27 protein-coding genes are annotated in these 24,039 nt (G+C 69.6%); 18 read left to right on the top strand and 9 right to left on the bottom strand.

Features of this window, described 5'->3' with window-relative positions:
- Window positions 1-39: 39 nt before the first annotated feature.
- A complete protein-coding gene (locus OG947_RS03435) occupies window positions 40-474 on the top strand; it encodes a VOC family protein (protein WP_328813115.1) in 435 nt (144 codons plus the stop codon).
- Between the two features lie 7 nt (window positions 475-481).
- Here the strand turns inward: OG947_RS03435 and OG947_RS03430 are convergent, their stop codons facing one another.
- Window positions 482-1,984, bottom strand: coding sequence for a DUF222 domain-containing protein (locus tag OG947_RS03430; protein ID WP_328813114.1), 1,503 nt, complete (start codon window positions 1,982-1,984; stop codon window positions 482-484).
- A gap of 60 nt (window positions 1,985-2,044) precedes the next feature.
- Here OG947_RS03430 and OG947_RS03425 point away from each other — a divergent pair, with 60 nt between their 5' ends.
- Window positions 2,045-2,398, top strand: a complete 354-nt coding sequence (locus OG947_RS03425) for a VOC family protein (RefSeq protein ID WP_222638182.1) — start codon at window positions 2,045-2,047, stop codon at window positions 2,396-2,398.
- Window positions 2,399-2,580: 182 nt separating this feature from the next.
- On the opposite strand, the gene OG947_RS03420 is transcribed toward OG947_RS03425, so the two are convergent.
- Window positions 2,581-3,546, bottom strand: coding sequence for an SDR family NAD(P)-dependent oxidoreductase (locus OG947_RS03420; protein ID WP_285188402.1), 966 nt, complete (start codon window positions 3,544-3,546; stop codon window positions 2,581-2,583).
- 8 nt (window positions 3,547-3,554) lie between these two features.
- Window positions 3,555-3,749, bottom strand: coding sequence for an antitoxin (locus OG947_RS03415; protein WP_037183861.1), 195 nt, complete (start codon window positions 3,747-3,749; stop codon window positions 3,555-3,557).
- 73 nt (window positions 3,750-3,822) lie between these two features.
- On the opposite strand from OG947_RS03415, the gene OG947_RS03410 reads away from it, so the two are divergent.
- Window positions 3,823-5,733, top strand: a complete 1,911-nt coding sequence (locus tag OG947_RS03410) for an alpha-amylase family protein (RefSeq protein ID WP_328813113.1) — start codon at window positions 3,823-3,825, stop codon at window positions 5,731-5,733.
- On the opposite strand, the gene OG947_RS03405 is transcribed toward OG947_RS03410, so the two are convergent.
- On the bottom strand, window positions 5,730-6,896 hold the full coding sequence (locus tag OG947_RS03405; RefSeq protein WP_082544616.1) for a lipase family protein: 1,167 nt from the start codon (window positions 6,894-6,896) through the stop codon (window positions 5,730-5,732). The two genes, OG947_RS03410 and OG947_RS03405, sit on opposite strands and share 4 nt — an antisense overlap.
- Window positions 6,897-7,004: 108 nt before the next feature.
- Between OG947_RS03405 and OG947_RS03400 the strand changes: the two genes are divergently transcribed.
- The 8 genes from OG947_RS03400 to OG947_RS03365 all read left to right on the top strand — a co-directional run bounded on the left by OG947_RS03400 (window position 7,005) and on the right by OG947_RS03365 (window position 13,039).
- The gene (locus OG947_RS03400) at window positions 7,005-8,243 is read left to right on the top strand and encodes an acyl-CoA dehydrogenase family protein (protein WP_328813112.1); all 1,239 of its coding nucleotides are present in this window, start codon (window positions 7,005-7,007) and stop codon (window positions 8,241-8,243) included.
- Between the two features lie 10 nt (window positions 8,244-8,253).
- Window positions 8,254-8,544, top strand: coding sequence for a hypothetical protein (locus OG947_RS03395; RefSeq protein ID WP_027503896.1), 291 nt, complete (start codon window positions 8,254-8,256; stop codon window positions 8,542-8,544).
- A complete protein-coding gene (locus OG947_RS03390) occupies window positions 8,541-9,155 on the top strand; it encodes a class I SAM-dependent methyltransferase (protein WP_328813111.1) in 615 nt (204 codons plus the stop codon). Before OG947_RS03395 ends, OG947_RS03390 begins: the two co-directional genes overlap by 4 nt.
- 9 nt (window positions 9,156-9,164) lie before the next feature.
- Window positions 9,165-9,530: a VOC family protein gene (locus tag OG947_RS03385; protein ID WP_027503894.1), complete on the top strand. Its 366-nt coding sequence runs from the start codon at window positions 9,165-9,167 to the stop codon at window positions 9,528-9,530.
- 23 nt (window positions 9,531-9,553) lie between these two features.
- Entirely contained in the window at window positions 9,554-10,033 is a 480-nt protein-coding gene (locus tag OG947_RS03380) for an SRPBCC family protein (RefSeq protein WP_328813110.1), read from the top strand.
- Window position 10,034: 1 nt separating this feature from the next.
- Window positions 10,035-11,369 (top strand): wax ester/triacylglycerol synthase domain-containing protein, encoded by a 1,335-nt coding sequence (locus OG947_RS03375; RefSeq protein ID WP_328813109.1) that lies wholly within the window; start codon window positions 10,035-10,037, stop codon window positions 11,367-11,369.
- Window positions 11,370-11,387: 18 nt separating this feature from the next.
- Window positions 11,388-12,161 (top strand): site-2 protease family protein, encoded by a 774-nt coding sequence (locus tag OG947_RS03370; RefSeq protein WP_222627423.1) that lies wholly within the window; start codon window positions 11,388-11,390, stop codon window positions 12,159-12,161.
- Window positions 12,162-12,301: 140 nt separating this feature from the next.
- Entirely contained in the window at window positions 12,302-13,039 is a 738-nt protein-coding gene (locus tag OG947_RS03365; RefSeq protein ID WP_056447405.1) for a DUF1906 domain-containing protein, read from the top strand.
- Window positions 13,040-13,197: 158 nt separating this feature from the next.
- Here the strand turns inward: OG947_RS03365 and OG947_RS03360 are convergent, their stop codons facing one another.
- Window positions 13,198-13,965, bottom strand: a complete 768-nt coding sequence (locus OG947_RS03360) for an Rv1157c family protein (protein WP_155956892.1) — start codon at window positions 13,963-13,965, stop codon at window positions 13,198-13,200.
- Window positions 13,966-14,315: 350 nt separating this feature from the next.
- Here OG947_RS03360 and OG947_RS03355 point away from each other — a divergent pair, with 350 nt between their 5' ends.
- Window positions 14,316-15,545, top strand: coding sequence for a mannosyltransferase (locus tag OG947_RS03355; protein ID WP_051612927.1), 1,230 nt, complete (start codon window positions 14,316-14,318; stop codon window positions 15,543-15,545).
- On the opposite strand, the gene OG947_RS03350 is transcribed toward OG947_RS03355, so the two are convergent.
- Window positions 15,493-15,777: a 4a-hydroxytetrahydrobiopterin dehydratase gene (locus OG947_RS03350; protein WP_328813108.1), complete on the bottom strand. Its 285-nt coding sequence runs from the start codon at window positions 15,775-15,777 to the stop codon at window positions 15,493-15,495. The two genes, OG947_RS03355 and OG947_RS03350, sit on opposite strands and share 53 nt — an antisense overlap.
- Window positions 15,778-15,783: 6 nt before the next feature.
- Here OG947_RS03350 and OG947_RS03345 point away from each other — a divergent pair, with 6 nt between their 5' ends.
- Window positions 15,784-16,179, top strand: a complete 396-nt coding sequence (locus OG947_RS03345) for a (deoxy)nucleoside triphosphate pyrophosphohydrolase (protein ID WP_328813107.1) — start codon at window positions 15,784-15,786, stop codon at window positions 16,177-16,179.
- Here the strand turns inward: OG947_RS03345 and OG947_RS03340 are convergent, their stop codons facing one another.
- A complete protein-coding gene (locus OG947_RS03340) occupies window positions 16,180-16,350 on the bottom strand; it encodes a hypothetical protein (RefSeq protein ID WP_204866762.1) in 171 nt (56 codons plus the stop codon).
- Window positions 16,351-16,528: 178 nt separating this feature from the next.
- On the opposite strand from OG947_RS03340, the gene typA reads away from it, so the two are divergent.
- From typA to OG947_RS03315, 5 genes are all read left to right on the top strand, one after another.
- Window positions 16,529-18,460 (top strand): translational GTPase TypA, encoded by a 1,932-nt coding sequence (typA, locus tag OG947_RS03335; RefSeq protein ID WP_037183854.1) that lies wholly within the window; start codon window positions 16,529-16,531, stop codon window positions 18,458-18,460.
- Between the two features lie 2 nt (window positions 18,461-18,462).
- Window positions 18,463-20,217 (top strand): ABC transporter family substrate-binding protein, encoded by a 1,755-nt coding sequence (locus OG947_RS03330; protein ID WP_285188413.1) that lies wholly within the window; start codon window positions 18,463-18,465, stop codon window positions 20,215-20,217.
- The gene (gene mshB, locus OG947_RS03325; protein WP_285188415.1) at window positions 20,214-21,095 is read left to right on the top strand and encodes an N-acetyl-1-D-myo-inositol-2-amino-2-deoxy-alpha-D-glucopyranoside deacetylase; all 882 of its coding nucleotides are present in this window, start codon (window positions 20,214-20,216) and stop codon (window positions 21,093-21,095) included. Before OG947_RS03330 ends, mshB begins: the two co-directional genes overlap by 4 nt.
- Before the next feature lie 129 nt (window positions 21,096-21,224).
- Window positions 21,225-21,377, top strand: coding sequence for a glycoside hydrolase family 6 protein (locus tag OG947_RS03320; RefSeq protein ID WP_162246780.1), 153 nt, complete (start codon window positions 21,225-21,227; stop codon window positions 21,375-21,377).
- Between the two features lie 28 nt (window positions 21,378-21,405).
- Window positions 21,406-21,807 carry a hypothetical protein gene (locus OG947_RS03315; RefSeq protein ID WP_027503883.1) on the top strand — a complete coding sequence of 134 codons (402 nt, stop codon included), beginning with the start codon at window positions 21,406-21,408 and terminating at the stop codon, window positions 21,805-21,807.
- Here OG947_RS03315 and OG947_RS03310 read toward each other — a convergent pair.
- Entirely contained in the window at window positions 21,780-22,538 is a 759-nt protein-coding gene (locus OG947_RS03310; RefSeq protein WP_307109059.1) for a uracil-DNA glycosylase, read from the bottom strand. The genes OG947_RS03315 and OG947_RS03310 overlap by 28 nt on opposite strands.
- Window positions 22,535-23,989, bottom strand: coding sequence for a PH domain-containing protein (locus OG947_RS03305; protein ID WP_442973116.1), 1,455 nt, complete (start codon window positions 23,987-23,989; stop codon window positions 22,535-22,537). Before OG947_RS03305 ends, OG947_RS03310 begins: the two co-directional genes overlap by 4 nt.
- Between the last annotated feature and the right edge of the window lie 50 nt (window positions 23,990-24,039).

Genomic DNA, 24,039 nt, shown 5'->3' with positions numbered 1-24,039 from the left:
TCCCTTCCGACGGCCGCCACTGTCGCCTAGCGTGGATCCATGGCTCAGGTGAGACAGGTGCAGGTCACCTTCGATTGCGCGGACCCCGAGCGAGTCGCCGGATTCTGGTGCGAGGTTCTCGGATACGTGGTGCCGCCGGCGCCCGCGGGCTTCGCCGACTGGGCGGAGTTCGACCGTTCGCTCCCTGCCGAGAGACAGGGGTCGGCCTTCGCCTGCGTGGACCCGAACGGGGTGGGTCCACGCCTGTACTTCCAACGCGTACCCGAGGCGAAGACCGTCAAGAACCGCGTCCACCTCGACGTCCGTGTGGGCGTCGGCATGGTTGGTGACGAGCGCCTCGGGGCTCTGGAAGCGGAATGCGCACGCCTCGTCGACCTCGGAGCCACGCGAGTGCGGCTCCTGCCCGCGGGCGACGGAGAAGAGTCCTGCATGGTGATGCAGGACGTCGAGGGCAACGAGTTCTGCCTGGACTGACGTCCTGTCAGAACGGTGGTGGGTCGTCGTTGTCGGCGAACTCTCGTCTGCGTCGGTTTCGGGAGCGTTCGGACCGCCGCCGGGCATGCTTGTCTGCCAGGCGGGTTCTTCGCCTGGTCGGTGATGTGCGCGGGGGATCCGGTGGGTCCTGCGCCGGCTGTTCGAAGGTGATGTCGGCGAGTCCGGGGTGCAGGTCGTACCCGTTGTGCGCCGGTCCCGGTATCACGCATCCCTCGGGTGTGGCGATGGTGGAGACGACTCGTCCGGTGTCCTCGTCGAGGTACTGGTCGTCGACGAAGTCGCCGAACGTCTTCAGATTGTGGTGGAAGCGGCACTTGGCGCCGAGGTTGACGTCGGTCGTCTGACCGCCGGCCGCGGGGCTGTCGTGGTCGTACTCGGTGATGTGGTCGAGGTCGCCGGTCCAGACGGCGTTGCTGCAGCCGGGCCAGGTGCAGTACTGATCGCGGATGCGCACGAACGTGTCGAGGGCACTGGACGGGCGGTAGGGATCCGCGGGTTGCGAGGCGGGGTTGGTGGCGGCGACAGGCCTCAGAACCGCGTCGGGGCGCGCAGCGAGGTCGGCGACGTGGTCGGCGGAGATGACGCCGTGGCCCGCGAGGAAACCCGGGTTGCCCTGCTGCGCGGAGGCGGTGTCCCCGTTCACGGTGGCGGCGTCGGCGACGACGTGCACGATGACGGTGGTCAGGAGACCGTCCTCGCCGGTCCAGCCGGGAGCGTCGCAGTCGTCACGGTCACACTGGCATTCGAAGGGGGTGCGCGTGGCGAGGGCGAAGAGGGCGTCGCTGCGTCGGGCGCCGGCGCTGCGCGGGTCTTTCGGGCAGACGCGTCCGGCGAGGTCGTCGACAGCAGCGGCGACGAGGACGGCGTTCTCGGCGGGCATGGTGGCGCACTGATAAGCCATGCCGTCGGGTGCGGGGTCGATCCAGAAGCCGCGGTCGTCCTTCGCGCGAGTGCGACGCTCGCGGACGGCGTCGGGGTCGTGGCGGTAGACGATGCGGTCGACCATGTCGCGCATCCGGGCCACTGACCAGGAGCCGCGTCGCCGTAGTGCCGCCGCGATCTCGGCATCGACCAGGTGGGCATGGTCGGTGCCGTCGACGAGGTCGGTGCGGGCGATGATGGTGTGGATGTACTTCGGGGTCACGAGGCCGTCGCGGAGGCAGGCGGCAACGTCGGGCAGACGATCTCGCAGGGCCACGGCACGGGTGAGTATGCCCTCGCCTGCGCCCTGGGTGATCGACAGGACTGCGGCGATGCGAGCGGCGCAGTGGGTGGTCGCGTCGAAGCGGCGGCGGTCGGCGGTGTCCAGTGGTGCGACCAGTCGGGTGTGCAGTTCCGCCGCGGCCCGGTAGCGGGTCCATTCGAGGTACGCGGCGCCGGCGGTGGCGTGGGTGAGTGCGCCGAGGACGCCGTCGACCGTGACATCGGCGAGGTGTCCGGGTAGGCCCATGGCCTCCGGATCGCGCGTCGCCCACCCCTGTTCGAACATGTGTGCGAAGGTAGCAGCGGGCACCGACACGAACAGGCCGAGAGGGGCAGAATGCGCACCATGCGAGTCGAGCGCATCACCACCAACCTGCCGGTCGAGGACATCGCCGAGGCGAAGTCGTTCTACACCGATTTCCTGGGACTCGCGGTCGAGGAGTTCGATCTCGGTTGGGTCGCCCGCTTCACGTCACCGGAGACCGGTGCGCACGTACAACTGGTGACGCGAGATGCGACGAGTCCGGTGGAGTCGGCGATGTCGGTTCACGTCGACGACGTCGATGCGGCGTACGAGGAGGCCGTCCGTCGCGGTCACGAGATCGTGCATCCGCTCACCACGGAGGAGTGGGGAGTCCGACGATTCCTCGTGCGCGCTCCTGACGGAAACGTCGTGAATGTCGTGATGCACCGAGCGTGACAGTGACTCGTCACCGACATCCGCCGTCCGAGGTGCACGCCTGCAACGACGCGTCTTGACTGTCGAGGACAGATGTTCCCTGCAGTGAGGACTACCGCCATGCTTTCGCTCTGGATCTGGAATCAACCGTGGGTCTGGTCCTCGATCGTGTCGAACCTGACCGATCTCCTCTGACGGAGACGTCAGCCGAGGTCGATACCCGTGGCCTCCACGACCGCGCCCCACAGTGCGTCCCGTGCCTCCGGCGAGTCCCGCCGCCAGGACGGGTAGTGCGTGGGGCGCGGTCGTCTGTCGTGCCAGAACATCCCCGTGGACGCGAGTGGCTGATCGGCGGCCGCGAGCCACACGATGGTGTCGGCTCCGTCGTCGGCGGTGCGCAGGATCGGTTTCATCACCGACCCGAACATCGGAATGGAGTCCGTGACACCGGGTGTGGCCGCCCACCCCGGGTGCATGCTGTGCACGACGGGATCGTCGGGCCCGGTGAGGCGCTCCGCCAGTTGCTCGGTGATCACCACCTGCATGCGCTTGGTGCGGGCGTACGCGGTGAGGCCCGAGTAGTCGCCGTGAGCGAACTCGACGTCGGTGGTCTGCAGCGGCACCGGATACATGCCGCCGCTGGAGACGAACACCACGCGGGACCCCGCGTCGAACAGCTCGCGTAGCCCGACCGTGAGCGCGACGGGCCCGAGCACGTGGGTCGCGAAGGCCATCTCGTGCTTCTGTGCCGTCTCGGTGCGCTCGGGCGGCATGACGCCGGCGCAGTGCACCACCGCGTGGATCGACGTCAGCTGAGCGGTCAGTGTGGTGACCAGCGCAGCCACGGCATCGAGGTCGCTCATGTCGCACTCGTGCGCGACGAGCTCGGCGCCGGGCACGGTGTGGCGGATCTCGGTCGCGGAGGCGTCGAGCCGCCGCGCCGAACGCCCGACCAGATGCACCCGCGCACCGAGGACGGCCAGTTGTCGGGCGGCAGCTGCGCCGAGACCCGAGCTGCCGCCGGTGACGATCACGTCGATGGGGGCGGGGAACGGGGCCGGATCGGCCGCCCAGAATCGACGACGGACGGCCGACCCGATACGGGAGTAGCCGGGCACGACCGTCCGGTCGAGCGCCTCGTCCAGCACTCCTGTCAGAAAGTTCCCCACCGCGACCACTAGGCGGGAGGACCGTCGGTGCGGTCGCTGTTCTTCTCGCCGATGGCGTCCTTGGCCTTGTCCAGCGCGCCGTCGATCTGGGAGTCGTGCCCGGCGAACTTCTTCTTGGCCGCGTCGCCCGCTTTGTCCAGTGCCTGTTCGACCTTCTCCTCGTTCTGGTCGAGCTTGCGCTTGATCTCGCCGAAGTTCACCATCGGTCGTCCTCTCGTTGATCGTGTGAGCTGCAGTTCGAGGCTACCCACTGCCGGGCGTGGAAGAATCCCGACCATGCCGCGCACCGCCGTACCCGACGCGATCCACGACATCATCGGTGCGGCACTCGCCCCGCTCCCGCCGCACCGGCGGGACACCTTCACTCTCCGTGTCGAGCGCTGGTGGCCCGATCTCCACGAGGCCGTCACCGCCCTGTACGCGGAGCCCGATGCGGTGGCGCGCACCCTCGTCGAGCGCGCGGCGCACGCGTTCGCGGACCGGCCCGACGAGCTGCACCGGCTCGACGAGCGGCGTCTGCTGGAGCCCGACTGGTTCCAGCAGCCCACCATGTTCGGGTATGCCTGTTACGTCGATCGATTCGGTGACACTCTGTCCGGTCTGGCGGATCGGCTGGACCACCTGACGGATCTCGGTGTCACCTACCTGCACCTGATGCCGCTGCTCACGCCGCGTCCGGGCGACAACGACGGCGGGTACGCGGTCATGGATTACCGCACGGTGCGGGAGGACCTCGGGACGGTCGACGATCTGCGGGCGCTCGCCACCACCCTGCGCGAGCGCGGGATCAGTCCCGTGATCGACCTGGTCCTCAATCACGTTGCCCGCGAACACGAGTGGGCGGAACTGGCGCGTCAGGGCGAAGTAGTCCACCGCGACTACTTCCACATCCATCCCGACAGGTCGACGCCCGACGCCTACGAGCGCACGCTGCCCGAGGTGTTCCCCGACTTCGCACCGGGGAACTTCACGTGGGACGACGGCGTCGACGGCTGGGTCTGGACGACCTTCAACGAGTGGCAGTGGGATCTGAACTGGGCCAATCCCGCGGTGCTGGTCGAGTTCGTCGACATCGTCGCCGCTCTCGCGAACCTGGGCATCGAGGTGGTCCGTCTCGACGCCATCGCCTTCCTGTGGAAGCGGCTGGGAACCAACTGTCAGAATCAGCCCGAGGTGCACGCGATCACGCAGATCCTGCGGGCGACGGCGCGCATGGCCTCGCCTGCGCTGTTGTTCAAGGCCGAGGCGATCGTCGGACCACGAGATCTGTTGCCCTACTTGGGAACCGGATCGCACACCGGTCGGGTGTCCGACATCGCTTACCACAACAGCCTCATGGTCCAGGTGTGGTCGATGCTGGCCTCGGGCAGCACCGAGCTGGCGCGCCACGCCCTGTCGACACTGCCACCGACTCCGCCCGGCGGGACGTGGGTGACGTACGTGCGGTGCCACGACGACATCGGATGGGCGATCGACGACGGCGACGCGGCCGCGATGGGTCTGTCCGGCGCCGGCCACCGACACTTCCTCGCCGATTGGTATTCCGGAGAGTTCCCGCAGTCGTGGGCGGAAGGTCTGGTGTTCCAACACAATCCGGACACCGGCGACCGTCGGATCAGCGGGACGGCGGCGGCGCTCTCGGGCCTCGGTGCGGAGCGACGGGATCCGGACGGCGCGTTCGCCCGGCTGTTCCTCGCCCACGCCCTCGTCGCGGTCTGGGGCGGGATCCCCGTGGTGTGGAGTGGGGACGAGATCGGCTCGCCGGGTGATCCCGACTGGGCGGCGGAACCCGGCCACGAGGACGACAACCGGTGGGTGCACCGACCGCGCGTGACCGACGCCGACAGGGCGCGACGCCACGAGCAGGGCTCCGACGCGCAGCGGGTGTTCGACGGCATCGCGCACATCGCCCGCGTGCGGTCGGATCTGCCCATGCTGCATGCCGAGGCGCCGGTCGACGTTCTGGGCGATCTGGACGACGGAGTGCTGGGTGTCCGCCGTCGGCACCCGAGCGGCACACTCGTCGCCCTGTTCAACGTGAGCGACACACACCGCCCGGTGGCGGTGTCCGTCCTCGGCCGCTCGGGAATCGTCGCTCCTCGGGAGGTGCTGACGGGCGTCGGGTCGGTCGACGACGACACCGTCTGGCTCCCGCCGTACGCCGCCTGGTGGGTGGTGGACGGCTAGCCGTCCCGGAACCTCGCGTCGATCCACCGCATCGCGAACGGCAGACCGGACAGCGCGCCCACGAAGTGGTCGCCGAACACGGGCCGGTACTCCACGTCCGCGCCGCGTCCGCGCCACGCGTCGACCAGGTTCAGGACGCCCTGCTCGGGGATCCACCGATCGGCGAACCGGGGCACCGCAGCACCGTGATAGAACGCCACGGGTACGACGGGCGCGTCCGCCCCCGGAGTGTTCGCCTCGATGACGGCGCGCGCGGTGGCGGACTCGAACACGCCCGGGTCCACGGACAGCCGTTCCAGTCGCAACCGCGCCAGCCCGGACAAGGCCAGCGGGACGACGGACAGGTCCTTGATCATCGACGCGAGAACGATGCCGGTGGGGCTGAACTGCTCGACCAGGGCTGGGTGTTCGCGAGCCATGCCGATGATCGCCGCCCCGAAGAGGCCGGCTCCGAGAGTGCCGTTCATGGTCCCGCGCAGCAAGCCGACGTCGACCGGTGATCCTCCGGCCACGGCGCCGCGCAGGACGAGCTCGGGCGCGTAGGAGGGGTGCAGTTGCGCGGCCCAGGCCGTCGCGATGGCACCGCCGCTGTAGCCGTAGAGGGCGGTCGGGCTCGTCGCGTAGGACGGGTCGAGCGCGACGAGTCCGCGGATGCTGTCGAGCACGGCGTGCCCTGCCATGGTCCCCTCGGCGTAGGCCATACGCGGTCCCTGATGGTCCGGGATCAGCACCGCGTACCCGCGCTGAAGCCAGAGCGGAACCACCGTGGGGAAGTCCTGGCCGACGCCGTGGACGATGCGATACGACGGTGTCGACCGGGTGCCGAGCGAGTCGATCGCGACGTTGTGCACGACCACGGGCCGGGTACCCGACCCGCGCCACGGCCTCCTCGGTTCCATCAGCGTGGCGGTGACGGGCACCGAACGACCGAGAGCGTCGGTGGAGCCGACCATGAACTGGCGCAGGCGGGTTCGTGGTCGCGGGAACCATCCCGTCGCATCGCGGTGGCGCACGAGGACACCCGGTGACAGGTCGTGATCAGGCGTGTCGAAGAAGGAGTCGTCGGCGATGGGGGTCGGCAGGATGGCGGCGTGCGGATCCGCCGCCATCTCTGGTGTGATCCGCCCCGCGATCAGTCGATTCATGCTGCGCGACAGCGCCATGGTTCCCCCCGTTCGGGTCACCGTACTGCCTCGGGCAGCGGGCGTGGCAAGAATCTCCTCGAGTCCAACGGTGTCGGCCGACGGCGCCGACGAGCAGTCTCGTCTCCCGTGACGACGACACACGACCGAGTGACCGACGGCCCGGCGACCGACGAGGCCCTCCGCGCCCGCTTCCAGCCCGTCTTCGACCGCATCGCCGAGGGCGCGGTGGCCCGCGAGAAGGACAGACGGCTCGCCCACGACGAGATCGCGCTGCTGCGCGAGGCCGGCTTCGGCGCACTGCGCGTGCCGGTCGAGCACGGTGGCTCCGGCGCCTCGGTGACGCAGTTGTTCTCGCTGCTGGTCGATCTCGCGGCCGCCGAGTCGAATCTGCCGCAGGCGCTGCGCGTGCACTGGAGCTTCGTCGAGGACCAGGTGGCGGCAGAACCGGGATGCGATCGCGACGCGTGGCTGCGGGCGATCGCCGACGGCACACTCGTCGGTAACGCGATCACCGAGCCGGGTGTCGGGGCGGTGGACCACTACCGCACGACGGTCACGCGCGGCCCGGACGGTCTGCGTCTGAACGGCGAGAAGTTCTACAGCACGGGCAGTCTCTACTCCGACCACATCCTGGTCGCTGCCGACCTCGACGGCGAGCGGGTGTCCGTGCTCGTCGACTCGGACGCTCCCGGCGTCGTGCAGCGTGACGACTGGGACGGCTTCGGGCAGCGGCTCACCGTCAGCGGCACCACCACGTTCACCGACGTCGCCGTCGACGAGTCGCGCCTGCTCGGACCGGGGTACGGCGCACCCGGACGCACGTACGCGACGTCGTACCTGCAGCTGGTCCAGCTCGCGGTCCTGGCCGGCATCGCGCGCCGCGCCGCCGACGACGTCACCGCGTGGGTCCGCGCCCGCACCCGCAGCTACACCCACGCCGCCGCCGACCTGCCGCGACACGATCCGGTGGTGCAGCAGCTCATCGGGCGGCTCGAAGCTGCCGCCTGGTCCTCCCGCGCCCTGGTCCTGTCGGCGGCCGCGGACGTCGAGAGCGCCGTCGAGGTGGGCGACGACGCATCGCTCGACCGGGCCGAGCTGAGCACGTCGCACGCCCAGGCCGTGGTCGTCGACCTCGTGCTGGACGCGACGACGCAGTTGTTCGAGGTCGGCGGAGCATCGATCGTGTCGGAGACCCTCGCCCTCGATCGGCACTGGCGCAACGCGCGCACCATCTCCGTGCACAACCCGGTGCTCTACAAATTGCGCTCGGTGGGTGCTCACGTGCTCAACGGCGATGACCTGCCCTACGCGTGGTCGGCGGGGAACAAGACGAGCATCGCGGCGCCCGCTACGGGCAGGGGATAGCGTCACGGGCATGACACACGCCGGTGGCACCGACCCGAAGCCCTACTCCACGGGGGAGCGGGTGTTCGGTCCGCCCAACGGCACGTTCGACGCGGACTGGGCGGCGACGGCCCTGCGATCGAACCGGCCGGAACTCGATCACGCGACGTCGGTACGGCTGGTGGAGAAGGCCTGGGACCTGCTGCGCTCGCAGGGGCTGCGCGGCAGCGAACTCGCCGATGCCCTGGATCTCGAGCCCGGGCTGGCGTCCGCGGTGTCCGACGTGGCGACCGAGACCGCGCGCTTCTACCTCGACCGGTGACCGCTACCCGGTGGTCGGCCGAGCGCAGCGCCGAGGACTCGCACGCCTACGTCGCCCGCTTCCGGGAACTGGAGGCGTCGGGCGCGGACATGCACGGGGAGGCCCGCTTCGTCGACGCCGTGCTGCCCCGAGCCGCGCGTGTCCTCGACGCAGGATGCGGAACCGGACGACTGGGCGCGGAACTCGCGCGGCGCGGACACACGGTGACCGCCGTGGATCTCGACTCGGTCCTGGTCGAGGAGGCGCGTCGACAGCACGGCATCACGGTGGTGGAGGGCGACCTGGCGACCATGGATCTGGAGCCGCAGTCGTTCGACGCGATCGTGGCCGCCGGCAACGTCATGGTCTTCCTCGCCCCGGGCACCGAGTCGACGGTGCTCCGGCGCTGGTACGACGCGGTGGTCCCGGGCGGGGTGGTGATCCTGGGGTTCGCGACGGACCGCGAGTACACCGCCGACCGGGCCGAACGAGACGTCCGGGACGCCGGCTTCACGGCCGTGCAGCGCTTCTCCACCTGGTCGGTGGCACCGTGGCGCGAGGGTGCGGAATGGGTTGTCCTGACCGGGTACCGACAAGCGGGAAGTCTCTCGGGCATCGGCACGCCTGGCTAGAATTCGGACATGACACGACCCACGATCGACATGGACTACACGGTTCTCGACTGTCCCGATCCGGTGGCGCTCGGGCGTTTCTACACCGCTCTGCTGGGGTGGAAGGTGGTGCAGGACGATCCCGACTGGACCGTGATCGAGGGCACCGGCGGCTCGCGTCTGGCCTTCCAGAAGGCGCCCGACTTCGTCCCGCTGTACTGGCCTCGGGAGGGCATCCGCATCCACCTCGATCTCGTGGTCGACGACATGGAGGCGGCGCAGGCCTTCGCTGTGGAGCAGGGTGCCCGCGTGCTGGACGACGACGGCGAACACCCGGGTTTCCGCGTGTTGCAGGATCCCGTCGGTCACCTCTTCTGCCTGTGCAGGCGCGACTGACTGCTGCGCCCTACCATCACCCCATGACCACCGACAGGGTCCACGAGTTCGTGATCGAACGTTCCGTCCTCGTCGACGCTCCGGCGTCGACCGTGCACGGTTTCCTCGACGATCTGCACCGGTGGACGTCCTGGTCGCCGTGGGAGGGCAGCGACCCCGATCTGTCCCGCACCTACAGCGGCTCGGAGTCCGGGGTCGGGGCGTCCTACGCCTGGTCGGGTAATCGCAAGGCCGGTGCCGGGTCGATGACCATCGTGGATTCGACGGACGATCGTGTCGTGCTCGATCTGCTGTTCACGAAACCGTTCGAGGCCACGAACGTGACTGTCTTCCTGCTGTCGCCGGCAGGAAGCGGCACCGAGGTGACGTGGCGAATGACGGGACAGCAGAACCTCGTCGCGCGTCTCGTCGGCAGGATCGTGCCGATGGACAGGTTCATCGGCAGGGACTTCGAGAAGGGACTCGCCGCGCTGAAGTTGCAGGCGGAGCAGCAGGACCGTTGACGTGACCGGTCGACTCACGGCCACCGACGCCCGCATGTACTGGCTGTCGCGGCGCCTGCCGAGCGACCAGTTCCTGGTCTACGCGTTCGACGGTGTGCTCGACGACCCGGACGCCGTCGCCACGGCACTCGTGCGTCGGGCGCGTGTGGTGGACGGGCTGTCGGTACGTCTTCGCGAGACGCGGTGGACGGCCGACTACCCCTACTGGGTGCCCACGGGGGTGACCCGCGACCGGGTCCGCGTCCACGCCGGCGGGACGTGGCAGGACTGCCTCGACCGGGTGGCGGAGACCTTCGGGGATCAGGTCGAGCCGCGCCGCGAGCCGTGGCGCGTGCATCTGTACCCGTGCGTCGACGGGGTGCCCGGCACGACGGGGTCGGCGACGGTGCTCGTCCTGCAGATCGCGCACGCTCTCGGGGACGGCGGGCGGGTGTCGGCGCTGGCTCGCGCGTTGCTGTCGGACGAGCCGTCAGCGGCGGTGCGCACGGTGGTGGTGCCGGCGCCCCTCGCGGTCGCGCGTGGTGCCGTCGAGCTTCCCGCGCGGGTGATCGGCATGGTGCGTCGGGCACGTGAGGCGGTGGTGGCCGATCGTCGGCGAACGGCCGACACGGCGGCCGGCGTCATCCCCGGCCCGCCGCTTCCCCGAGCGCCGACGCTGCTGTCCCGCCCGGCAGGCGGAACCACCCGCATCCGGTGCGTGGTGTGCCCGGCGTCGGACCTCCGCACCGACACCGTCAGTGTCACCGTGGCCGCGCTCGTCGTGGTGTCGGACGCGATGAGTCGGCATCTCGCGTCCCTGGGCGAGCCGGTTCCGGACGACCTCGGGGCCGAGGTCATGATCGCCATACCGGGGGAGAGTCGAACCACCGCTGCTGCCAATGCTTTTCACAACGCGGGGGTGGATCTGCACCCGTCCGTGCAGGATCTCCGCGCGCGGGCGCGGGCGATCGACGACTCCCTGCGAGATCGGCGAAGACGGCTGGAACACCCCGCGTTCGGGGTCGGCGATCGTGCGACGGAGACCGTTCCCGCGGTGATCGTCCGGCGCGACGTCGACCGCGCCCACCTGTCGGTGGCGCCGACGACGGTGGCGGGTCACACGGTGGTCTCCAGTGTGAATCGAGGCGTCGCCGACCTCACGCTGAGCGGTCGGCCCGTCGTGCTGAGCGCCGGGTTCCCGGCCCTCTCGCCGACGGTCGGCGTCACGCACGGAGTGCACGGCATCGGCGACGTGGTGACGCTCTCGATCGTGACGAGCGACGACGTCATGGACGCCGACGCGTACACCGACTGCCTGCGGGAGGCCGTCGATCGAGTGCGGGAAGCGCTCAGGTGACCCGCCTACGCTGCTGACATGGCACTGTCCACGTCGGTACGACCCAGCCCCGTCTTCCTCGCGGTCGTCGCCGTCGCCGTGATCGGCGGTGTTCTGGCCTGGAACTCGACCAGGCCGGGCGACGTCCTGTCGTACGCCGGTGTCTTCGTCCTCGTCATCGGTGGATGGGTGGTGTCCCTGTGTCTCCACGAGTTCGCCCACGCGGTGACGGCCTGGCGCTTCGGTGATCACGACACCGCCGCGCGCGGCTATCTCACGCTGAACCCCCTGAAGTACACGGTGCCCGGACTGTCGATCGTGCTGCCGCTGATCTTCGTCGCGCTGGGCGGGATCGGTCTGCCGGGCGGCGCCGTGTGGCTGAACACCAGCGGTATGACCAGGCGGCAGCGGACGACGGTGTCCCTGGCCGGCCCGTTCGCCAATCTTGTTCTCGCGGTGATCCTTCTGACGGTCGTCGCGGTGTGGGCACCGGGCAGCGAGCACGCGGCATTCTGGTTCGGCACGAGTTTCCTGGCGTTCCTTCAGGTGGTCGCGGTGGTCCTCAACCTGATCCCGATGCCCGGCCTGGACGGGTTCGGCGCGATCGAGCCGTATCTGTCGCCCGGGGCGCGGCGGTCGTTCGCGCAGATCGGGCCCTACGGGGTTCTCATCGTGGTGGCCCTGCTGTTCGTGCCGCAGGTCAACCGCGTCTTCTTCGACGCGGTGTACTCCCTGTACGAGCTGTCCGGCGTCCCCGCGGGGTGGGCCCAGAGCGGCGGCGTGCTCACGCGGTTCTGGACGCAGTGGTACTGATCGCTGGGGACGAGGGGACTCACGGGACTAGCGGGGTCCCTGAGGTCTGTGGTGCAATAGCGCCGGAAATCGTGAGAAGTTACCAGCCCGGGCCGTCATGTCGAGGAAGGCGCGCCGGGCGAATCGAGAGGTAGACCCCAGTGCACGTGTCGCGTCGTCAATTGTTCCGCTATGCCGCCGCCGGTTCCGTCGCGGTCGGGGTCACCGGTGTCGCCGCTCGCGGCGTCGCCTCTGCCGCGCCCGCAGCACCCGCAGCGTTGGGCACGATCATCGACTACGCCGGGGGAGTGCCGTCTGCCTCTGCCATCGCCGCCGCCGGCCATCTGGGCGCCATCCGCTACGTCTCGGACCGTCGACCCGGTGCCGCCTGGATGACGGGCAAGCCGATGACCGCCGCCGAGGCGGACGAGCTCACCGCGGCCGGTCTCCAGGTGGTGTCGTGCTACCAGTTCGGCAAGGGGGCGACGGCCGACTGGCGTGGCGGATTCGCCGCCGGCGTGAAGCACGCGACGCGCGGCCTCGAATTGCACACGGAGGCAGGCGGACCGGCGGACCGACCCATCTACGCGTCGATCGACGACAACCCGACCGCGGTCGAGTTCGCCGCGATGATCGCGCCGTACCTGCTCGGCTGGCAGTCGGTGGTCGGGGCCGAGAACACGGGCGTGTACGCCAACTCGCCGACCATCGACCTCGCGGCGGCAGCGGGACTCGGTGCCTGGTACTGGCAGCACAACTGGGGGACGCCGAAGGGCTACGTGAACCCGGCTGCCCACCTGCATCAGATCGAGATCGACAAGCGAGCGATCGACGGAGTGGGTGTGGACGTCAACACCGTGCTGCGCGAGGACTACGGGCAGTGGAGCCTGTCCGCGTAACGCGGCGGCGACCTCGCACGACACACCTGTCACAGCAGTCACACCTACGGAGAGGCACCATCATGGAGTTCATCGACTACCTGTACGCGATCGCCGGAGCGATCTACACCCAGATCTCGACCGCGTTCGGTTCCTGAACACCGTTCTCGTCCCGATCGTCAGACGACGAAGGCACCGATGGTCGGCAGGAAGCTGCACGTGATGCCGGCCTCGGTGCTGATCGACCCGGAGACGGCGGCCAGGACGCGACCGGTCCCGGTGTCCGCGAGTGCCGAGAGCGTGGCCGGGCCGTCGGGGTTGATCCCCGCGGCACCCGTGAGCACGGTCGCTCCGGTGCGACCCGTGTCGACGTTGACCCAGTTCGCCGTCAGCGGCGCTGCCTGCACGTCGGCGAGCGGTGCGGTGCCGAGTGCCGTGAAGACGAAGCCGGCCTGACCGGCTGCGGGTCCGGGAGGCGGCAACTGTGCCGGGCCGGGTACCGCGAGCGCGCTCGCGACGGAGTCGGCCGTGGCCGAGATGCAGCCCTTGCCGACGGTGGGGTAGAAGAACTGCGAGATGACCGGGCCGTTCTGGGGGATCTCGGGGCCGCCACCACCGCTGCCGTCGAGGAACGTGATGATGCTGGTGAGGATGCGCTTCGCCTGGTCCGACAGCGGGGCCGTGGCCAGCAGCGCCTTCGCGCGCACCAGCAGATCGCTCTGCGGCGACGCTGCGTCGCGCTCCGCGGCGTCGAGCAGGGTGGGGGCCAGGGCGGCCAGTGCCTCGTAGCCCGGCACCACCGGAACCTCGGCGGGCAGCGGCAGGACGGGGGCGGGTGCTGCGCCTGCCGCAGCGGGTGCGACGAAGGCGCAGGCGGCGGCGACGGCCACTCCGCTCAGAACACGTCGCGCTGCGGCGCGCGTTCCCGTTGTCCCGATGTCCCGCATGATGTCCCCGTTTCTTCTCCGGCCGCCTCGAACCGTTCCGAGGCGACCCACGATGCACTATCTGCCCGTCACCGCCGTGCGAGGCAGTCGGGCGCGGGGTCACTCTATGTACACGGAGTGACGGTTGTACAGCAGCTCACCGGTCGATCGACCCGTGTCGCTCGCTCCGATTCGAACGGTAGTCTGTTAATAGAGCGTCTGGTGTTGTCAGAGTGAACAGTGATGCGATCGTTACTGCTGTGAGCCGTGTCGCGTGACAACGCGGCGGCCCCGTGGTGCAGAAGAGTCACGTCGCACGGTGCGGATAGGCTGCGCTCTGGCTTCGACCCCCGTCGATCGGAAGAACACTCGTGAGTGAAGTACGGCGATCGGCCGGGCGCACGTTGCTGGCAGCAGCACCGGCCCTGTTCGTGATCTCGCTGATCCTGCGTGTGGTGTGGACCGTCGCCACCCCCAACGGCAGCAACTGGGTCGATCTCCACGTGTACGTCGACGGTTCGGCCCGCCTGTTCAGCGGCGACCTCTACGACTTCACCTACTCGGAGGAGACTCCCGACTTCCCCCTGCCCTTCACGTACCCACCGTTCGCCGCGCTCGTGTTCTATCCGCTGCATTTCCTGCCGTTCCCGGTGGTGGGCGCTGCCTGGATGATCGCCACGATCGCCGCGCTGTACGCGGTGGTCCGGCTCGCACAGGGCATGGTCGGGTCGGGCCTCTGGTCCGGACACCGGGCGGCGTTGCTCTGGACGACGGTGGGCCTGTGGACCGAGTCGATGCGCACCACCCTGGACTACGGCCAGGTCAACGTGTTCCTGGTTCTGCTGGCGATGCTCGCGGCCCGCAGCGCCCGCTGGTGGCTGTCGGGTGCCCTGGTCGGCGTCGCGGCAGGCGTCAAGCTCACCCCCGCCATCACCGGCCTCTACTTCCTGGCGCAGCGTCGGTGGGCGGCCGCCGCGTTCTCCGCCGTCGCGTTCGCGGCGACGGTCGCGATCAGCTTCCTGCTCGTGGGGTCCGCCGCGACGACGTACTTCACCACCCTGCTGGGCGACGCGGACCGGATCGGTCCCGTCGGCTCGGTGTGGAACCAGTCCCTGCGCGGAGCGCTGTCACGCGTGGCCGGGCAGGACGTCGGTCAGGGGCCGGTGTGGCTGGTCGCGGCGGCCGTGGTGCTGGCCGCGGCATTCCTGGCCTGGCGGACGCTGGCACGCGACGATCGCCTGGGGACGCTCGTCGTCGTCTCGTTCGTGGGCCTGATGATCTCGCCGATCTCCTGGTCCCACCACTGGGTCTGGGTGGTGCCCATGTCGATCTGGCTGATGCACGGTCCGTTGTCGGGCGCGCCGGGAGCGCGCGTGCTCGCGGGGTACTGGCTCGTGGTCACCCTGATCGGCGTGCCGTGGATCCTCAGCTTCGAACAACCGTCCATCTGGGACATCTCGCGCCCGTGGCCACTCGCTCTGGCGGGATCGGTCTACGCCGTCGGCACCCTGGCACTGTTCGTCTGGATCGCGGTGGTGGGCCGCCGCGTCACCTCGCCAGGCGGTCGATCGCGGCCGCGAGCAGGACGTCCTTCCCGGTGAGTCCACCCGCGGAGTGCGTCGACAGCCGGTAGGTCACCGACCGCCATCGGACGTCGATGTCCGGATGATGGTCCGCCGATTCTGCCTCCTCCGCGACGCGCCGGACGAGGTCGATCGCCTCGAGGAAGCTCGCCGACTCGACGGTGCGGACCAGGGTGTCCCCGTCTCGCTGCCAGTCGCTCAGGCGGGTGAGTGCGTCGTCGATCTCCGTGTCGTTCAGCAAGTCGGCCATACTGCGATGGTGCCAGTTCCCGAGCCCGCGCTGGTGGTCGCGGGCGCCCTCGTGGAGAACGGGCGCCTGCTGCTCGCGCGTCGCGCCTCCCCGCCGGAACTGGCGGGACTGTGGGAACTGCCCGGCGGCAAGGTCGACCCCGGCGAGACCCCCGAGGACGCACTGGTCCGGGAACTGCGCGAGGAACTGGGTATCGAGGTGACCGTCGGCGAGCCCGTCGGTGTCGACGTCGCACTCTCGGCGTCGCTGACACTGCGCGCCTACGCGGTCACACGGTTCTCCGGGACGGCGACGGCGCTCGAGCACGAAGCCCTCCGCTGGGTCGACGCGGCGGATCTGCACGGAGTCGATCTGGTGCCGGCGGACGCCGCGTGGCTGCCGGATCTCGCGGCGCTGCTGTAGTCAGGCCGCGCGGGCTTTCTTCAGACCCTTCTTCAGGTCCTTGCCCGTGACACCTGCTTGTTCCAGTTTCTTCATCCGCATGATCACCACCGGACACGTCAGACAACGAGTCTTGCTGCGGCAGCACTTCTTCTTGGCCTTGCCGCGAGCGACCTTCGATGCCGAGGACATCGGGTGAGGGTACCCTGAGGTGGAGCCCGTGCCGACCGTCCCGGCCTGCGTGACCGCCGTCACCCGAGCCGACCGAGTAAACTGATCCGGTCGCGCTTCTCGTCGGCGACGCAGCGCGCTCTCTGGGAGAGGAAGCCGCTCGCTCTTCACCCCGCATTCGACCCAGGAGATTTCACGCGTGACCAGCCCCACCGCCAGTCAGACCGTACCCACCACCTTCCGCAACGTCGCCATCGTCGCGCACGTCGACCACGGCAAGACCACGCTCGTCGACGCGATGCTGCGCCAGTCCGGTGCCTTCGAGGAACGCGCCGAGGCCATCGACCGCGTGATGGACTCGGGTGACCTGGAGAAGGAGAAGGGCATCACGATCCTGGCCAAGAACACGGCCGTGCACAAGCGCAACGCCGACGGCAGCACCACCGTCATCAACGTGATCGACACCCCCGGCCACGCCGACTTCGGTGGCGAGGTCGAGCGCGGCCTGTCCATGGTCGACGGTGTCGTGCTGCTCGTCGACGCCTCCGAGGGCCCGCTGCCGCAGACGCGCTTCGTGCTCCGCAAGGCGCTCGCCGCGTCGCTGCCCGTCATTCTCGTGGTCAACAAGACCGACCGTCCCGACGCGCGGATCGAGGAGGTCGTCTCCGAGAGCCACGACCTGCTCCTCGACCTGGCGTCGGACCTCGACGACGAAGCTTCCGAGGCTGCCGAGCTGGCCCTCGACCTCCCCGTCCTGTACGCCTCCGGCCGTGAGGGCAAGGCGTCGACGAAGCAGCCGGAGAACGGACACGCTCCCGACGCGGAGAACCTCGACGAGCTGTTCGAGATCCTGCTCAGCTACATCCCGGCACCGAAGGGCAACGTCGAGGCGCCGCTGCAGGCTCACGTCACCAACCTCGACGCCTCCGCTTTCCTGGGCCGTCTCGCCCTGGTCCGCATCCACAACGGTGAGCTCAACAAGGGTCAGACCGTGAGCTGGATGCGCGAGGTCGACGGCGAGCCCGTCGTCCAGAAGGCCAAGATCACCGAGTTGCTCACCACCATCGGTGTCGAGCGCGTTCCCGGTCAGAAGGGCGTCGCCGGTGACATCGTCGCCGTCGCCGGCTTCCCGGACATCATGATCGGTGACACGCTGGCCGACCTCGAGAACCCGGTCGCCCTGCCGCGCATCACCGTCGATCAGCCGGCCATCTCGGTGACCATCGGTACCAACACGAGCCCCCTGGTGGGACGCGTGAGCGGCCACAAGCTGACCGCCCGCATGGTCAAGTCGCGTCTGGACCAGGAGCTCATCGGCAACGTCTCGCTCAAGGTCCTCGACATCGGTCGCCCCGATGCGTGGGAGGTCCAGGGTCGTGGCGAGCTCGCGCTCGCCATTCTGGTCGAGCAGATGCGCCGCGAAGGCTTCGAGCTCACCGTCGGCAAGCCGCAGGTGGTCACCCGCCAGGTCGACGGCAAGCTGCACGAGCCCTTCGAGGAGCTCACCATCGACACTCCCGAGGAGTACCTCGGCGGCGTCACGCAGCTGCTCGCCGCCCGTAAGGGCAAGATGGTCCAGATGACGAACCACGGCGCAGGCTGGGTTCGTATGGAGTTCATCGTCCCCTCGCGCGGTCTCATCGGCTTCCGTACGGACTTCCTCACCGACACGCGCGGCACCGGCATCGCCAACGCCGTCTTCCACGGTTACGCACCGTGGGCCGGCGAGATCCGCGCGCGCCACACCGGCTCGCTCGTCTCGGACCGTCAGGGCAGCGTCACCCCGTTCGCCATGATCCAGCTGGCCGACCGCGGCACCTTCTTCGTCGAGCCCGGTGCGGACACCTACGAGGGCATGGTCGTGGGCATCAACCCCCGCCAGGAGGACCTCGACATCAACGTCACCCGCGAGAAGAAGTTGACCAACATGCGTCAGTCCTCCGCCGACGTGATGGAGACCCTCGCCAAGCCGAAGAAGCTCGACCTCGAGATGGCGATGGAGTTCTGTGCCGGCGACGAGTGCGTCGAGGTCACGCCGGAGGTCGTCCGCGTGCGCAAGGTGCACCTCGACTCGAACGAGCGTGCGCGTGAGCGTTCGCGCAGCAAGTCGCGTGACAAGGCTGCTCTGTAATCATGTCGGTGGCTCGGGTGGGTGCGGCGCTGGCCGCTGCCCTGCTCGCGCTGTCCGCGTGCACGGCCGATCCGCCGCCGCCGATCCAGAGCACCGAGACGGCCACGACGACGCCTCCCGCAGCGCCGGCGGCCACGGGTAATCCGGTCGTGGTGGCCATCGACGACGTCGGTACGGGATTCAACCCGCACCTGCTGGCCGACCAGTCGCCCGCGAACACCGCGGTGTCCACGCTGGTGTTCCCCAGCCCCTTCCGCCCCGCGTCGGTGGGGACAGGAGTCGAGTGGCTGCCCGACGCGTCGCTGGTGCTGTCGGCCGAGGTGACGTCGCAGGCCCCGTTCACCATCACCTACCGGCTGCGCAACGAGTCGCAGTGGTCGGACGGTGCGCCCATCGCGGCCGAGGACTTCCGCTACCTGTGGCAACAGATGATCGACGCGCCCGGCGTGGTGGATCCCGCAGGCTACGAGGCGATCGACGACATCGCGTCCTCGGACGGCGGCAAGACCGTCACCGTCACGATGGCGACGCCGTACCCTGCGTGGCGCGAGCTCTTCGAGAATCTGTTGCCCTCCCATCTGCTCAAGGACTCGTTGGGCGGCTTCGAGCGCGGACTGCGCGACAACGTGTCCGTCTCCGGCGGACACTTCCGCATCGAGTCGATCGATCGTGGCCGCGACGAGATCCTGCTCGAGCGCAACGACCGCTACTGGGGGTCACCCTCCACGCCCGATCAGATCCTCCTCCGACGCGGGGGCAGCGACGCCCAGCTCGCCGACTCGATGCGCTCCGGTGACGCCCAGATCGCCGAGGTGCGTGGCGGTTCGGCGACACTGGCGCAACTGGGCGCCATCCCCAACGTCCGCACGGACACCCGGTTCCGTTCGCGGACCCTCGAACTGACGTTGAACGGCCGGGTGCCGGAACTCGCGGACGCCGACGTGCGCCGCGGCGTCATGGGTCTGCTGGACGTGGACCTGCTGTCCACCGTCGCGTCGGGTACCGGCACGGCCGCGAACACCGTTCGCGCGCAGGTTCTCTCGCCGTCCCAGCCCGGCTACGTCCCCACGGCTCCGCAGACTCTCCCGCGGGACGAGGCACTGCAGCTGCTCGCCGACGCGGGATTCGTTCCGGTGCCGCTGCCGCCGGCCCTGGCTCCCACCTCGGGCCAACCCACCGCGACGACGACGCCGGTGCCGGGTACCACGCGCGCGCTGACCGTCGTGATCGGCGCTCCCGAGAACGACGCGGTCGCGGTCGCGGTGGCCAACACGGCCGCCGATCAACTCCGCGACGCGGGCGTCGACGCCAGCGTCGCTCCCACCGATCCGGAGGAGTTGTACGGCACCGCGCTGCTCGAGGGCACGGTCGACGCCGTCGTCGGGTGGAGCCACGTGGGTACCGATGTGGCCACCGCCTGGTCGTCGCGCTACGGATGTGCAGCAACCGATCTCGCGACGTCGACGACGACGGCACCCGATTCCGACGCCGACCCGGTGGCGGCGAGCAACCTGTCCGGAGTCTGCGATCCGTCGCTCGAGCCGGTGATGGACCAGAGCCTGAGAGGCGACGTGAACCCGACCGAGGCCGTCATCGCGGCGCAGCCGCAGCTGTGGAACCTGCACACCGTGCTCCCCATCGCGCAGGACAGTTCCGTCGTCGCCGTCGGTCCCGGCGTGAGCGGCGCGACGCTCGCGGGGCCCGTCGAACTCGGTGTCTTCGGGGACGCGGACGACTGGATGCGGGTGACGCCGTGACGGAGCGGCCCCGGATGCTGGTCGTCCATGCGCACCCCGACGACGAGACCATCACCACCGGCGGCACCATCGCCCGCGCCGTGCGGGCGGGCGTGGACGTGACGGTCCTGACCTGCTCGCTCGGCGAGGAGGGTGAGGTGATCGGGGAGACGTGGGCCGGACTGGTCGCGGATCGCGCGGATCAGTTGGGCGGGTACCGCATCCACGAGCTGACCGTGGCGCTCGAGGCGCTCGGATGCCGGCCGCCGCGGTTTCTCGGCGGTGCCGGGCACTGGCGCGACTCGGGCATGGCCGGAACCCCCGCGGCACGCCACCCGCGTGCCTTCGTCAACGCCGACCCGGACGAGGCCGTCGGCGCGATGGTCGAGGTCATCCGTGACGTTCGCCCGCAGGTCCTCGTGGCCTACGACCCCGAGGGCGGCTACGGCCACCCGGACCACATGCAGGTGCACCGGCTGGCTGGACTGGCCGTCGAGGCGGCGGAGGACCCTGCCCGGTTCGCCGAGACGGGGCCGGCCTGGTCGGTGGACAAGATGTACTGGACGGTCACCGGTCTGCATCAGTTGACCGCAGGCCTGAGCGACCTCGGCGACGTCCCCCAGCAGTGGCGCATGCCTGTCGAGGGCGAGCTGCCGAGCGTGCCCGACGACACGATCACCACGTCCGTCGACGTCCGCCCGGTGCTCGATCTCAAACGACTCGCGTTGCGCGCGCACCGAACTCAGGTCACCGTCGCGGAGTCCGGTCGGGTCTACGCCCTGTCGAACGACATCGCGCAGCCAGTCCTCGAGGACGAGCAGTACATCCTCGTCCGCGGCGATCTCGGACCGGTCGACTCGTCGGGGCGCGAGACCGACCTGTTCGCGGGGATCGTGTGACGGCCCCCAGTGTCTGCCCGGGGACGGTGTGCGGGTCCGAACCGGGCTCGGTGCCGGGTTATGCTGTGAGCGGCATCACCGGACGGGGTCGGACGTACCCGGTGAGTTCGACTCGAAGGAGCTCTTCCCATGAATTTCGATCTTCAGTACGCCATCGTGGCGTTCGTGGATTCCCTGCGACCCACAGCCGATCTGCAGCGCGAGATCTACCTGAACTCCGTGGGCGGCTTCGCGACGTTCGTGAGCAACTACCTCACGTCGATCGGGTTCCCTCCTCGCTGACGTTCACGGCGCCGACAGGATCGGCGCGATGACGGGCCACGCCGGGGAGGGCGTGGTGTCCGGCATCAAGGCGTCGATCGTCGGCGCATTGGTGCTCGACGGGTTCCTGTGCGCCGTGACCGCAGTGCTGTTCCTCCCGCTGTATCTCGGAAGCACTCCGTTCCCCGTCAGTGGTGTCCTCGCCGGCATCGTCAACGTGATCCTCGTGCGGGTCGCGTTCTCGGTGACGCACAACGTCTCCCGCGCCGCTCTCCCGGTCGCGGGATTCTTCGTGGGTCTCGTGCTGGCCATGCTGGGGGGACCGGGTGGAGACGTGCTCGTCGTGGCCGACTGGCGCACCCTGGTCCTCGTGGCAGGCGGGTTGCTTCCCGCTGTGGTGCAACTGTTCGCGTTGCGCATGGGTCAGTTCGCCGAACTCGGACGCGGCTGACTCCTGTCGATTCCGGCGGCGTCGGCCGCCGCGGCGAGCACCTGCTCCACCATGGCCGGCGTGAGCCGTCCGGTGAAGGTGTTCTGCTGGCTGACGTGGAAGCACCCGAACAGATGCAGGTCCGGCAACTCCTTCTCGGGTGACGTCAGCACGACGTGCGCACCGTGGCCGAACTTCGGGCGCGGTCGGGGGATCGTCCACCCCGCGCCGTCGAGGACCGGAAGCAGTGCCTGCCAGCCGAATCCGCCCAGGACCATCACTGCCCGAACGGTCGGCGCCAGGATGTGCAGTTCCGTCTCCAACCAGTGACGGCACCGGTCGCGCTCCTCCGGTGTCGGCTTGTTGGCCGGGGGAGCGCAGTGCACCGGCGACGTGATGCGCGTGCCGATCAACTCGAGGCCGTCGGCGATGTGGGTCGCCGTGGGCTGCGTGGCGAGGCCGACGGCGTGCATGGCCGCGTAGAGAACGTCGCCGCTGCGGTCGCCCGTGAACATCCGCCCGGTGCGATTCGCGCCGTGAGCCGCCGGCGCCAGGCCGACGATCAGCAGCCGAGCGTCCACGGGGCCGAAACCCGGAACCGGTCGGCCCCAGTAGGTCTCGTCACGGAACGCGGCCCGCTTCTCGCGCGCCACCAGCTCACGCCACTCCACGAGGCGCGGACACGCGCGGCACTCCGACACCGCCACATCGAGTTCGGGGATGCTCCGGGGTGTACCGGAGTCGGGTGTCACGGGCGCTCGACCCACACGTCGCCGGCACCGGGCTGAGCGCTCTCGACGATCGACCACGCGTGGTCGGCGGGTACGTCGAGCACCGTGTAGCGGCCCGTGCCGGCCGCGGTGGCGGCGACGATGGTCGCGACACCGGCCCGTCGCTGGAAGAAGGTCTGCCGGGCACCCCAGGCGACCACGCCGTCGGTGTCGAGGACGACGCGTCGCCGGTCGAGGCTGCCGTGCTCGGTGATCAGAACTCCCGGGTGGGCACGGTGGCCGAGGGCTGCGTACCGGTCGAACGCCAGAGCGGCGGCGGCCACCACGAGGAGCGCGACGCCGATCCACGCGGCGATCGGGACGTCCCGGCCGGTCGACCGGACCACGAGGAGTGCGACAGCGATCAGCAGGACCGGCCCGACGGCGCGGGTGAGCCTGCGCCGCAAAGCCGCCGGTCCGTGCTTCTGCAGTGTCACCGTGGCCGGCGCGCTCTCCGGCAGACCCGCCAGCACGTCGTCCATCGTGTGGCGGGCGGCCGGCAGGGGAGCGGGCGGCAGGAGCAGCGACGACTCCTTCTCCGAAGCGGACACCCCGGTCATGACGGCATCCAGGCGTGCTCCGCGCGCCCACCGCAGGACCAGCGGTCGACGCAGTGTCGCGCCGCGGAGGCGGTCGCGGTCCAGCGTCGTGTGCCGCGTCGACAGCAGTCCGTGGCCGACGCGGAGCCTGGTGCCGTCGTCGGTCACGGAGAGGTTGCCGTAGACGACCAGGTAGCGCACCACGGAGACGATGCTCGACACGACGAGCAGCAGGGCCGCGGCGACGACCACCGCGACCACGATGCCGAGGCGCAGAACGGCCTGATAGGTGTCGTCGAGGGCCGGCGAAGAGGCGATGTCACCGGCGAACCCGGACTGGAACACGAGCCCGAATCCGGCACCGACGACGACGATGCCCGTGGCCGTGAAGGGGGCGAATCGAACCCAGCCGGTGCGAAAGTGGGCGATCTCACGTTCGGGCGTCACGGCGGGTTCGGTCACTGCGACCGGATCCACTCCCACCGTCCGGCCGGTGCCCGCCAGCAACTCCTCACGCAGGGCGGGGACCAGGTTCGAGGCGAGGGCGTTCAGCTCGAACGAGTCGGCCTTGTCCGACTTCTGCTGACCGGTGCCCACGGTGAGGATCGACAGTCCCAGCAGTCGGTGCAGCGGCCCGGCTCGCACGTCCACACTGCGGATTCGACCACGCGGAATGGAGAGCACCTTCTTCTGGAAGAGCCCGCGGCGCAGCTGGACGTCGTCCGAGCCGATGCGGTACCCGGTGGTGAACCAGCGCAGGATCGCCGCGCCCACGAGGAGGACCACGACGATCAGGCCCCAGACGTGCGTGCCGCTCTGCGATCCAAGGACGAGGGACACCAGGAGCACCGGCAGCAGGCGGACCAGCTCGGTGACCGGGTGGATCAGGAGCATGCGCTTGTCGAGTCGCAGCCACGGCAACTCGTCGACGCGCAGGCCGGCGT

The organism is Rhodococcus sp. NBC_00297 (assembly GCF_036173065.1).
GTDB lineage: Bacteria > Actinomycetota > Actinomycetes > Mycobacteriales > Mycobacteriaceae > Rhodococcoides.
Note: the sequence above shows the minus strand (reverse complement) of the source record. Positions and strands in the feature narration are given on the sequence as shown.

Excerpts from the sequence above, each read along its gene's own strand:
- OG947_RS03435 (WP_328813115.1), top strand. The coding sequence starts at position 40 with ATGGCTCAGGTGAGACAGGTGCAGGTCACCTTCGATTGCGCGGACCCC.
- OG947_RS03430 (WP_328813114.1), bottom strand. The coding sequence starts at position 1,984 with ATGTTCGAACAGGGGTGGGCGACGCGCGATCCGGAGGCCATGGGCCTA.
- OG947_RS03425 (WP_222638182.1), top strand. The coding sequence starts at position 2,045 with ATGCGAGTCGAGCGCATCACCACCAACCTGCCGGTCGAGGACATCGCC.
- OG947_RS03415 (WP_037183861.1), bottom strand. The coding sequence starts at position 3,749 with ATGGTGAACTTCGGCGAGATCAAGCGCAAGCTCGACCAGAACGAGGAG.
- OG947_RS03410 (WP_328813113.1), top strand. The coding sequence starts at position 3,823 with ATGCCGCGCACCGCCGTACCCGACGCGATCCACGACATCATCGGTGCG.
- OG947_RS03405 (WP_082544616.1), bottom strand. The coding sequence starts at position 6,896 with ATGGCGCTGTCGCGCAGCATGAATCGACTGATCGCGGGGCGGATCACA.
- OG947_RS03395 (WP_027503896.1), top strand. The coding sequence starts at position 8,254 with ATGACACACGCCGGTGGCACCGACCCGAAGCCCTACTCCACGGGGGAG.
- OG947_RS03385 (WP_027503894.1), top strand. The coding sequence starts at position 9,165 with ATGACACGACCCACGATCGACATGGACTACACGGTTCTCGACTGTCCC.
- OG947_RS03380 (WP_328813110.1), top strand. The coding sequence starts at position 9,554 with ATGACCACCGACAGGGTCCACGAGTTCGTGATCGAACGTTCCGTCCTC.
- OG947_RS03370 (WP_222627423.1), top strand. The coding sequence starts at position 11,388 with ATGGCACTGTCCACGTCGGTACGACCCAGCCCCGTCTTCCTCGCGGTC.
- OG947_RS03360 (WP_155956892.1), bottom strand. The coding sequence starts at position 13,965 with ATGCGGGACATCGGGACAACGGGAACGCGCGCCGCAGCGCGACGTGTT.
- OG947_RS03350 (WP_328813108.1), bottom strand. The coding sequence starts at position 15,777 with ATGGCCGACTTGCTGAACGACACGGAGATCGACGACGCACTCACCCGC.
- OG947_RS03345 (WP_328813107.1), top strand. The coding sequence starts at position 15,784 with ATGGTGCCAGTTCCCGAGCCCGCGCTGGTGGTCGCGGGCGCCCTCGTG.
- OG947_RS03340 (WP_204866762.1), bottom strand. The coding sequence starts at position 16,350 with ATGTCCTCGGCATCGAAGGTCGCTCGCGGCAAGGCCAAGAAGAAGTGC.
- OG947_RS03330 (WP_285188413.1), top strand. The coding sequence starts at position 18,463 with ATGTCGGTGGCTCGGGTGGGTGCGGCGCTGGCCGCTGCCCTGCTCGCG.
- OG947_RS03320 (WP_162246780.1), top strand. The coding sequence starts at position 21,225 with ATGAATTTCGATCTTCAGTACGCCATCGTGGCGTTCGTGGATTCCCTG.
- OG947_RS03315 (WP_027503883.1), top strand. The coding sequence starts at position 21,406 with ATGACGGGCCACGCCGGGGAGGGCGTGGTGTCCGGCATCAAGGCGTCG.
- OG947_RS03305 (WP_442973116.1), bottom strand. The coding sequence starts at position 23,989 with ATGCTCCTGATCCACCCGGTCACCGAGCTGGTCCGCCTGCTGCCGGTG.